The sequence below is a fragment of the Pseudomonas sp. PAGU 2196 genome, assembly GCF_022179005.1.
In the GTDB taxonomy this organism is placed as follows: domain Bacteria; phylum Pseudomonadota; class Gammaproteobacteria; order Pseudomonadales; family Pseudomonadaceae; genus Aquipseudomonas; species Aquipseudomonas kermanshahensis.
The window spans coordinates 36,025-45,987 of sequence record NZ_BNTL01000012.1 but is presented as its reverse complement, the minus strand read 5'-3'; the positions used below and the strand labels follow the sequence as shown (position 1 = coordinate 45,987).

The 9,963-nt window shown below is 66.2% G+C and carries 6 protein-coding genes and 1 pseudogene; 5 read left to right on the top strand and 2 right to left on the bottom strand.

Annotated elements, in window-relative coordinates; all coding sequences use genetic code 11:
* Positions 1–148: 148 nt before the first annotated feature.
* Positions 149–1,270, top strand: a pseudogene (locus MFF34_RS28295) (HAMP domain-containing protein); the annotation flags it as partial.
* A gap of 144 nt (positions 1,271–1,414) precedes the next feature.
* A complete protein-coding gene (locus tag MFF34_RS28290) occupies positions 1,415–2,128 on the top strand; it encodes a methyl-accepting chemotaxis protein (RefSeq protein WP_374707397.1) in 714 nt (237 codons plus the stop codon).
* A gap of 139 nt (positions 2,129–2,267) precedes the next feature.
* Here MFF34_RS28290 and MFF34_RS13070 read toward each other — a convergent pair whose 3' ends face one another.
* Both MFF34_RS13070 and cra read right to left on the bottom strand, forming a co-directional pair.
* Positions 2,268–3,044, bottom strand: a complete 777-nt coding sequence (locus MFF34_RS13070; protein WP_186681767.1) for a TatD family hydrolase — start codon at positions 3,042–3,044, stop codon at positions 2,268–2,270.
* 2 nt (positions 3,045–3,046) lie between these two features.
* Positions 3,047–4,042: a catabolite repressor/activator gene (gene cra, locus MFF34_RS13065; protein ID WP_027594423.1), complete on the bottom strand. Its 996-nt coding sequence runs from the start codon at positions 4,040–4,042 to the stop codon at positions 3,047–3,049.
* A gap of 277 nt (positions 4,043–4,319) precedes the next feature.
* Between cra and ptsP the strand changes: the two genes are divergently transcribed.
* From ptsP to MFF34_RS13050, 3 genes are read left to right on the top strand one after another with little or no spacing between them, the layout of a single operon-like run.
* Positions 4,320–7,172, top strand: a complete 2,853-nt coding sequence (ptsP, locus tag MFF34_RS13060; RefSeq protein ID WP_238214467.1) for a phosphoenolpyruvate--protein phosphotransferase — start codon at positions 4,320–4,322, stop codon at positions 7,170–7,172.
* A complete protein-coding gene (pfkB, locus tag MFF34_RS13055; protein ID WP_238214465.1) occupies positions 7,172–8,119 on the top strand; it encodes a 1-phosphofructokinase in 948 nt (315 codons plus the stop codon). The genes ptsP and pfkB overlap by 1 nt, the downstream gene beginning before the upstream one ends.
* Positions 8,116–9,855, top strand: a complete 1,740-nt coding sequence (locus MFF34_RS13050) for a PTS fructose-like transporter subunit IIB (protein WP_238214464.1) — start codon at positions 8,116–8,118, stop codon at positions 9,853–9,855. Before pfkB ends, MFF34_RS13050 begins: the two co-directional genes overlap by 4 nt.
* The last annotated feature ends 108 nt before the right edge of the window (positions 9,856–9,963 follow it).

Sequence of the window (9,963 nt, the reverse complement as noted above, 5' to 3'; positions counted from 1 at the left end):
ACAAGGCTGCTCCTACCGGGGCTTAACCATAAGTTACAAACCTCCGATTCGATCTGCGGTATACACGTGGCACTGTGCTACCCCGTAGAACAATAAGAATCCAAGGAGGTGCCCCGTGAAGCGTCTGCTTTATCCGGCCATCGCACTGATGAACCGGCTGAGCTTCGGTCAGAAGTTCAGCGTTGTCAGCGTCCTGTTTTTCCTGCCCATGCTGGTCATCAGCGGTTACCTGGTACGCGATGCATACCAGCAGTTTCAGGCCACCCGCGCCGAGCTGCAGGGCATCGCCCCCCTGCGCGAAAGCCTGGCCCTGCGCGCAGGCTTCGAAGCCCTGGGCAGCCTCCTGCAGATCAATGCCGTGATCGGCCAGTCGGGCCAGGCCGGTGATGTCGAATCCCGTATTGCTGCGTTGCAGGGCAACGTGCAGGAGCATCTCCAGGCACTGCATAGCGACGACCCGCAGCTGGAAGCCAAGCGCGAGGACTTGGCCGATGCCTTTGCCCGCGCCCGCGAAGAGTCCTCGCTGCAGAACAAAACGGCGTTGTTCGACGCCTTGCTCGCCCAGGCCCAGGTGCTGACCCGCCTGGTGGCCAGCCAATCTGGCCTGAGCCAGGACAGCCAAACCTCGGTGCGGCAACTGAACGACCTGCTTGGTGTGGCGACGGCGCAGGTCACCCAGGCCCTGGCGGACGGGCAGGCGATGGGGGCCATTGCCCTTGGGCGTGGCTTCATGGATTCGTCCGGCAGCGCGCGCTTCGAAGATTTGCTGCAGCGCCTCGAGCGCCTGGCCACCGACTACGCACTGCGTTTGGAGGACGCCCTGGGCAGTGACCCCGCGGCCAAAGCGGCCCTGGCCAGCAGCGCCCAGGCCAGCCAGGCGACGGTCAGGCAGGCCGCCGCGTTATTCGAAACGCAGGTGGTGGTGGCCGAGACTTTGGACGCGCCCTGGCCTGAGTTCTATCAGCAAACCCATGAGCTGATGGGGCACACCTACCGCCTCAACGAGGCCATTCTCATGCACCTGCAGGGCCAACTGCAGAACCGGCTGGGCGAGCAACAATGGCGCATGATCGGCCTGGTGGCGGTGCTGGCCGGTGTGTTCGCGCTGATTGTGTACCTGTACAGCGGGTTCTACGTCTCGACCCGGGCGACCCTGCGCCAGCTCGGCAAGGCGATGGGCAAGGTCGCCGACGGCGACATGACGGTTAGCTTCCAGGCCCGCAGCCGCGACGAGTTGGGCGAGCTGGGGCAAGGTTTTAGCGACACCGTGCAGCGTATCCGTGGCCTGATCGACCAGGTTGGCCGCACCGTGGTGGCCGTCGAAGAACAGGCCAGCCAAGTGTTGGCGGTGTCAGTGCGGAGCAACCAGGCGGTCAGTGGCCAGCGTGAGCAGATCGAGCAAGTGGCCACGGCCATGAACCAGATGAGCGCCACTGCCCAGGAGGTCGCACGCAGCGCGGCGCTGGCGGCCGATGGTGCGCAGCAGGTCAACCATGAAAGCGCCAGTGGCCGCGGCCTGGTGCAACGCCAGCAAGGCAGCATCGACCGGCTGGCTGCCGAGATCGACCAGAGCGTGGTGGCCATCAATCAGCTAGCCAGTGACAGCCAGGCAATCGGGCGGGTGCTTGAAGTGATCCGCAGCATTGCCGAGCAGACCAACCTGCTGGCACTCAACGCCGCGATCGAGGCAGCGCGCGCCGGGGAGCAAGGCCGAGGCTTCGCGGTGGTCGCCGATGAAGTGCGCACATTGGCCAGGCGCACCCAGGACTCGACTGCAGAGATCGCACAGATGATTCAGCGCTTGCAGGAGGGGGTCGCAGCGGCGGTCAGCGCCATGGGCAGCAGCCACCAGATGGCCGCTGGCACCGTCGATGAAACGCGCCAGGTGCAGCAGGCGTTGGGCAATATTTTGGGTGCGGTGGGCAGTATCGTCGAGCAGAACCAGCAGATTGCCGCTGCCGTGGAGCAGCAGACCGCCGTGGCGCATGACATCGACCAGAACATCGTGGCGATCAACAGCGCCGCGCAGGACACCACCCAAGGAGCCTGCCAGACCGAGGAGGCTAGCCGGGCAATGTCTGCTCAGGTGGTGGAGTTGAAACGGTTGATTGGGGCGTTCAGGGTTTAATGAGGCTATCTCTGTAGGAGCAGCCTTGTGCTGCGAAGAGGCCGGTTTGGCTGTAAAGAGGCTGTGGCGGTAATGGCCTCTTCGCAGCGCAAGGCTGCTCCTACAGCTGAATAGCGCCGGGGCAGGCCACCGCAGTCAGCTACCAGCCAAATAACTCACAGGCATTCTTGCTGCTGGCGTCAGCCAACACGTCCACCTCTATGCCAATCACCTCAGCCAGCGCTGCGGCAATCTCCGGCAGGTGTTCCGGGCTATTACGCTGCCCGGGGTACATCACCGGGGCCATGTCTGGCGCGTCGGTCTCCAGCACTACGCTTTCCAGCGGCAGCCGGGCAAGGGTCTTGCGCAAGCGCACTGCCTGCGGCCAGGTAGCCGCCCCGCCAAGCCCCAGGCGGAAACCGAGCTTGATGTACTCGCGCGCCTCTTCATAGCTGCCTGCAAAGGCATGGATGACCCCAGCCCGGGCCGGCTTGTAGCGCTTGAGCGTGGCGATCACCTGGGCATGGCTGCGGCGCACATGCAGCAAGGCCGGCAGCTCGAAATCGCAGGCCATTTGCAGTTGTGCTTCGAACAGTGCCTGCTGGCGATCCTTGTCCAATGCTTCCAGGTAGTAATCCAACCCGAACTCACCCACGGCGCACAGGCGCGGGTCGCCGCGCAGGCGCTCCAGCCAGTCGCGCAGCTGGGCAAGGTGTTCTGGGCGATGCTGGCCCAGGTAAACCGGATGCAAGCCCAGGGCAGCAGCCACACGCGTGTCGGCGCAGGCCAGGTCCCACACCCGCTGGAAATTCGCCTGATACACCCCCAGCACCACCATGCGTTCCACCCCGCGCGCCGCCGCATTGGCCAGCAGGCGCGAGCGGTCGGCGTCGAAGTCGGGGAAGTCCAGGTGGGTGTGGGTGTCGATCAGGCGCATGTTCAGGCCGCTGGGATACGTTGCTTGAAGGTTCGACCGATGGCGTGCACGCCGGGCTCGTAACGCTCCTCCTCGATAGCTGCCAGGGCCAGCTCTAGCGCAGTGGCGGCGATCAGCCCGTGCTGTTGGGCCATGGCGTTGACCGGAAGCGGCAGGAAGTCGAGCAACTGGTTGTCACCGAAGGTGCCCAACTGCAGCTGGCGCGAGTCGGCGGGGCGCGCCTGCAAGGTGTCGAACACGCCCTGCAGCAGCACGTAGGAGGTGGTTACCAGGGCATCCGGCAGGCCACCCTGTTCGTCGATCAGTTGCTGCATCAGGCGCTGACCGCATTCACGGCTGAACGCCTCACCCTGATAACGGCGCACCTCACCTGCATAGCCTTGCAGGGCTTCGTCGAAGCCGCCGGCACGAGCCTGGCTGACCGAAAGCTCCGGGCGGGCGCCAATCAGGGCGATGCTGCGCGGGGCTGCGCTGAGCAGGCTGGCGGCCAGCTGACGGCTGGCGTCGCGATCATCGCTGATCACCGAGCAGAAGTGTGCGGGGTCCAGGCGACGGTCGATGGCGATCACCGGCAGGCCCTTGTCTTGCAGCTCACGGTAGCTGTCGTCTTCCACAGGCAAGCAGCTGGCGACGAACAGGGCATCGCAACGACGGGCGCGGAACAGTTGCTGCAGTTGGCGCTCGCTGTCCGGCTGGTCATCGCTGCTGGCAATCAGCAGCTGATAGCCACGGGCCCGGGCGCCTTGCTCGAGCTGCTTGGCGATGCGGGCGTAGCTGGGGTTCTCCAGATCCGGGAGAATGAAGCCCAATGTGCGGGTATGCCGGCTGCGCAGGCCGGCGGCTTGCGGGTTGGGCGTGAAGCCATGGGCCTCGACCACTGCGCGCACGCGCTCGACAGTGCTGCTGCTGATGCGCTGCTGTTCGGCCTTGCCATTGATGACGTAGCTGGCAGTGGTCACGGACACACCGGCCAGACGGGCGATATCGCTGAGTTTCACCGAATTTTCCTTGTTATTACCGGGGCTGGCTGCGAGGCCAGACCGGATAGTTTGACCCGGAGCTGCGCTCGCGCGCAGACGACCATTGTCGCAATTGTCCGACAGGATGGGGCTTTTTCCTCGGGAGATTATCGAGTAACGTGGCCGCCTGGTCAGATTAATCGTTTCAGCTGCCAAATTTTCTGCCTCGGCTGCCATCTGCGCAAGGCTGTTCAACTGGCCATTTTCGACAACAATACCTCAGTACCCCACCTGGGTACTGCAAAAGGAGAAGGGCATGCTCGAGCTCGCCACAGGGCAAATAGCCATGGGCCAGAAGGCCGCGGACAAGGCCGAGGCCTTGCGCCTGCTGGCAGATCAGCTGGTGGCCGACGGCCTGGTCGCCGAGGGCTACCTTGCGGGCCTGCAGGCCCGCGAGGCGCAAGGCTCGACCTTCCTCGGGCAGGGCATTGCCATCCCGCATGGCACGCCGCAGACCCGCGACCTGGTCCACACCACCGGTGTGCGCTTGCTGCAGTTCCCCGAAGGGGTGGACTGGGGCGATGGCCAAAGGGTCTACCTGGCTATCGGCATCGCCGCCCGTTCCGATGAACACCTGCGCCTGCTGCAATTGCTGACCCGTGCGCTGGGCGAGACCGACCTGGCTGAGGCGCTGCGCCGGGCCAGCTCTGCCGACGCCTTGCTCAAACTGTTGCAAGGCGCGCCACAGGCGTTGGCGTTGGATGCGCAGCTGGTTGGCTTGAACCTGCCGGCCGAAGATTTCGACGAGCTGGCCTGGCGTGGTGCGCGCCTGCTGCAGCGCGCCGGTTGCGTCGAAAATGGCTTTGCCGCCGTGCTGCAGCAGGCCGAGCCTTTGCCACTGGGCGAGGGCCTGTGGTGGCTGCACAGCGAGCGCCAGGTGCGTCAGCCGGGCCTGTCGTTCATCACCCCGCAGCAACCGCTGCGCTATCGCGATCAACCGCTCAACGGCCTGTTCTGCCTGGCCAGCCTCGGCGCCGCTCATCAGGCTTTGCTCGAGCGCTTGTGCGAAGTGCTGATCGAAGGGCGCGGGCAGATGCTCTACCAGGCTACCAGCAGCCGTGCGGTGCTGCAGGTGCTGGGCGGTGAGGCGCCGGCGGATTGGCCCAGCGCGCGCATCGTGTTGGCCAACCCCCATGGTTTGCATGCCCGCCCGGCCAAGGTGCTGGCGCAACTGGCCAAAGGCTTCGAGGGCGAAATCCGTGTGCGGCTGACCGACAGCGCGCAGCCAGCGGTGTCGGTCAAGAGCCTTAGCAAGCTGCTAAGCCTCGGCGCCCGCCGTGGCCAGGAGCTGGAACTGATTGCCGAACCGGCCATCGCCGCCGATGCCTTGCCAGCGCTGCTGGCGGCCATCGAAGCGGGCTTGGGCGAGGACGTCGAGCCGCTGCCACAAAGCTCCGCACCGCTAGCCAGCCTGCCACTCGAAGTGCTTCAGGCACCCGCCGCAGGCAGCCGGATCCAGGGTGTGGGCGCGGCGCCTGGGATTGCCAGTGGCCCGGCGCACGTCTGCGTCGAGCGCGACATTGATTACCCCCTGCGCGGCGAATCCCTCGCCCAGGAACGGGCCAAGCTGCGCAAGGCCTTGGCAACGGTGAACAGCGAGCTGCACAACTTGGTACAGCGCAGCGACAAGGCCATCGGCGAGATCTTCGTCACCCACCAAGAGATGCTCGCCGACCCGGCGTTGGCCGACGATGTCGAGCAGCGCCTGGCCCAGGGCGAAAGCGCCCCGGCGGCGTGGATGGCCGTGATCGAGGCAGCTGCCCGGCAGCAAGAGTCGCTGCATGACGCCTTGCTCGCCGAACGGGCCGCTGACCTGCGCGACATCGGCCGGCGCGTGCTGGCCCAGTTGTGCGGCGTGCAGGCGCAGGTCGAGCCCGAACAGCCCTATGTGCTGGTGATGACCGAGGTCGGCCCTTCCGATGTGGCCAGGCTGGACCCGAGCCGGGTCGCCGGTATCGTCACCGCCCAAGGCGGCGCGACGGCCCACAGCGCCATTGTCGCCCGCGCCCTGGGCATCCCGGCAGTGGTCGGCGCCGGTGCGTCGATTCTGCTGCTCGAGGCCGGCACGCCATTGCTGCTCGATGGGCAACGCGGTGTGGTCAGTGTTGCGCCGGCGGCCGCCGAGCTGCAGCGTGCCCTGGCCGAGCGCGACCAGCGCGAACAGCGCTTGCAGGCAGCCTGGGCCCATCGCCATGAGCCGGCAGTCACCCGCGATGGCCATGCCGTCGAGGTTTTCGCCAACATCGGTGAGAGCAGCGGTATCGACAAGGTGGTGGAGCAGGGCGCGGAAGGCGTCGGGCTGCTGCGCACCGAACTGATCTTCATGGCCCACCCCCAGGCCCCCGACGTCGCTACCCAAGAGGCCGAGTACCGCCGCGTGCTCGATGGCCTGGGTGGCCGGCCCCTGGTGGTGCGCACCCTGGATGTCGGCGGCGACAAGCCGCTGCCGTACTGGCCGATCGCTGCCGAAGACAACCCTTTTCTCGGCGTGCGCGGCGTGCGTTTGACCTTGCAGCGCCCGCAGGTCATGGAAGACCAGTTGCGCGCCTTGCTGCGCGCCGCTGACCAGCGCCCGCTGCGGATCATGTTCCCGATGGTCGGCCAGGTGCACGAATGGCGTGAAGCGCGGGCCATGGTCGAGCGCCTGCGTTTGGAAATCCCCGTGGCCGACCTGCAACTGGGGATCATGGTCGAAGTGCCCTCGGCAGCCCTGCTGGCGCCGCAGTTGGCCCGCGAAGTGGACTTCTTCAGCATCGGCACCAACGACCTGACCCAATACACCCTGGCCATCGACCGTGGCCACCCGAGCCTGTCGGCCCAGGCCGACGGCCTGCACCCGGCCGTATTGAGCCTGATCGACATGACCGTGCGCGCTGCCCATGCCGAAGGCAAGTGGGTGGGCGTGTGCGGTGAGCTGGCCGCCGACCCGCAGGCGGTGGCTGTGCTGCTTGGCCTGGATGTTGACGAGTTGAGCGTCGCCGCCCGCAGCATTGCCGAAGTCAAAGCCCTGGTTCGCCAGGCCGATCACCAAACGGCCCGCGCCCTGGCGCGCGAAGCCTTGCAACAAGACAGCGCCGCGGCGGTTCGCGCGCTGGTGGAGCGTTACTGATGGCCAAGATCCTCACCCTTACCCTGAACCCGGCGCTGGACATCACCATCAGCCTCGATACCTTGCGCCCGGGGCACGTCAACCGCAGCCAGGCCCAGCACAGCGATGCGGCGGGCAAAGGGCTGAACGTTGCCCAGGTCTTGGCCGACCTTGGCCACAGCGTCACCGTGGGCGGCTTTCTTGGGCAGGACAACCTGCAGCCGTTCGAGGCCTTGATCGCCTGGCGTGGTTTTGCCGACTGTTTTGTCCGCGTGCCAGGCGAAACGCGCAGCAACATCAAGCTGGTCGAAGCTGACGGTCGCGTGACCGATATCAACGGCCAGGGGCCAGAAGTCGATGAAGCCGCCCGTACCGCGTTGCTGCGGCAGCTGGAACAGATCGCGCCAGGGCATGACGCGGTAGTGGTGGCCGGCAGCCTGCCACGGGGTATCAGCCTCGAATGGTTCCGCCAGTTGCTCGATCAACTTAAATCCCAAGGCCTCAAGGTCGCCCTCGACAGCAGCGGCGAAGCCTTGCGCGTCGGCCTGCAAAGCGCGCCTTGGCTGGTCAAGCCCAACACCGAGGAATTGGGCGAGGTGCTAGGCCTGGCCGTACAAACCCCAGCGCAGCAACGCGCGGCTGCCGAGCGGCTGCTGGCCAGCGGTATCGAGCATGTGGTGGTGTCGGCCGGCGAGCACGGCGTCAGTTGGTTCGCCCGCGACCTCGCCCTGCATGCCCAGCCGCCCACGGTGCGGGTGGCCAGCACCGTGGGGGCGGGGGATTCGCTGGTGGCTGGCATGGTCGATGGCCTGTTGCGTGGCGATGCACCCGCGCAGACCTTGAGCCGCGCTACCGCCATTGCCGCCCAGGCCGTGACCCAGGTCGGCTTTGGCATACGTGACCGCGAGCAACTGGCACGCCTTGAAGCCGGCGTGCAACTGACAGAACAACAAGAGGGTTGCCGATGAACATTGCCATTGTCACCGCCTGCCCCAACGGCCAGGTGTCCAGTGTGCTGAGCGCGCGCTTGCTGGCGGCAGCTGCGCAGCGCCGTGGCTGGAGCACCCGTGTCGAGGTGCAGGACGCCGAGCACCCCGAGCGGCAACTGACGGCAGCCCAGCTCGCCGAGGCCGATTGGGTACTGGTAGTCAGCACCGGGCCAATCGACCTGGCCCGCTTCGTCGGCAAGCGCGTGTACCAGAGCACACCGTCCCAGGCCCTGGCCGACCGTGAGGGGTTCCTCGACGAGGCGGCGGCCAACGCCCAGTTGTTGGTGGATACGCCCGACAGCCCGGCAGCGTTGAGTGGCGCTGGCGTGCGGATTGTCGCGGTCACGGCGTGCCCGACCGGCGTCGCGCACACGTTCATGGCTGCCGAAGCCTTGCAGCAGGCCGCGCAGCAGCAGGGCTATCAACTCACCGTGGAGACCCAGGGCTCGGTGGGGGCACGCAACCCGCTGTCCGGCCAAGCCATCGCCGAAGCCGACGTGGTGCTGCTGGCCGCCGACATCGAAGTCCCCACCGCACGGTTTGCCGGCAAGCGCATTTACCGCTGCGGCACCGGCATCGCCCTCAAGCAGGCACGCGCCACCCTGGACAAGGCCCGGGCTGAAGGCAAGGTCGAGAACGCTGCAGATGCCGCGGCGGCCTCCGCTTCCGGCAAGGGTGAAAAGACCGGCGTGTACAAGCACCTGCTCACCGGGGTGTCGTTCATGCTGCCGATGGTGGTGGCGGGTGGCCTGCTGATCGCCTTGTCGTTCGTGTTCGGCATCGAGGCTTACAAAGAGCCGGGCACCTTGCCGGCAGCGTTGATGCAGATTGGCGGCGAGGCAGCGTTCAAACTGATGGTGCCGCTGTTGGCCGGCTACATCGCCTGGTCGATCGCCGACCGCCCAGGCCTGGCGCCCGGCATGATTGGTGGGTTGCTGGCCAGCACCCTGGGCGCGGGCTTCATCGGCGGCATCATCGCCGGCTTTCTCGCCGGCTACAGCGCCAAGGCCATTGCCCGCTGGGCACGCTTGCCGAGCAGCCTGGAGGCGCTCAAGCCGATCCTGATCATTCCGCTGTTGGCCAGCTTGTTCACGGGCCTGGTGATGATCTACGTGGTTGGCCAGCCGGTGGCGGCCATGCTCGAAGGGCTGACGCAGTTCCTCGACAGCATGGGCACCACCAATGCCATCCTGCTGGGGTTGGTACTCGGCGGTATGATGTGCGTCGACCTGGGCGGCCCGATCAACAAGGCCGCCTACGCCTTCTCGGTGGGCCTGCTGGCCTCATCGAGCTATGCCCCCATGGCGGCGACCATGGCCGCTGGCATGGTGCCGCCCATCGGCCTGGGCATTGCCAGCTTCCTCGCCCGGCGCAAGTTCGCCCAGAGTGAGCGCGAGGCGGGCAAGGCCGCGTTGGCACTGGGGCTGTGCTTCATCTCTGAAGGTGCCATCCCGTTTGCCGCCAAGGACCCGCTACGGGTGATCCCGGCGAGTGTCGCTGGGGGGGCCTTGACCGGTGCACTGTCGATGTACTTCGGCTGCAAGCTGATGGCGCCGCACGGTGGCCTGTTCGTGCTGCTGATCCCCAATGCCATCAACCATGCGTTGCTGTACCTGCTAGCGATCGTCGCCGGCAGCTTGCTGACGGCCGTGGTGTATGCGGTGATCAAGAAGAGCGAGCAGGTGGAACTGGCCGTCGCGCCGGTGAAAGTCTAGCCCCACCCCGTCGCGTACTGTGTAGGAGCAGCCTTGTGCTGCGAAGAGGCCGGTTTGGCTGTAGAGAGGCTACGGTGGTAATGGCCTCTTTGCAGCGCAAGGCTGCTC

Coding starts and splice junctions, on each gene's coding strand:
- MFF34_RS28290 (WP_374707397.1), top strand. CDS start 1,415: ATGAACCAGATGAGCGCCACTGCCCAGGAGGTCGCACGCAGCGCGGCG.
- MFF34_RS13070 (WP_186681767.1), bottom strand. CDS start 3,044: ATGCGCCTGATCGACACCCACACCCACCTGGACTTCCCCGACTTCGAC.
- ptsP (WP_238214467.1), top strand. CDS start 4,320: ATGCTCGAGCTCGCCACAGGGCAAATAGCCATGGGCCAGAAGGCCGCG.
- pfkB (WP_238214465.1), top strand. CDS start 7,172: ATGGCCAAGATCCTCACCCTTACCCTGAACCCGGCGCTGGACATCACC.
- MFF34_RS13050 (WP_238214464.1), top strand. CDS start 8,116: ATGAACATTGCCATTGTCACCGCCTGCCCCAACGGCCAGGTGTCCAGT.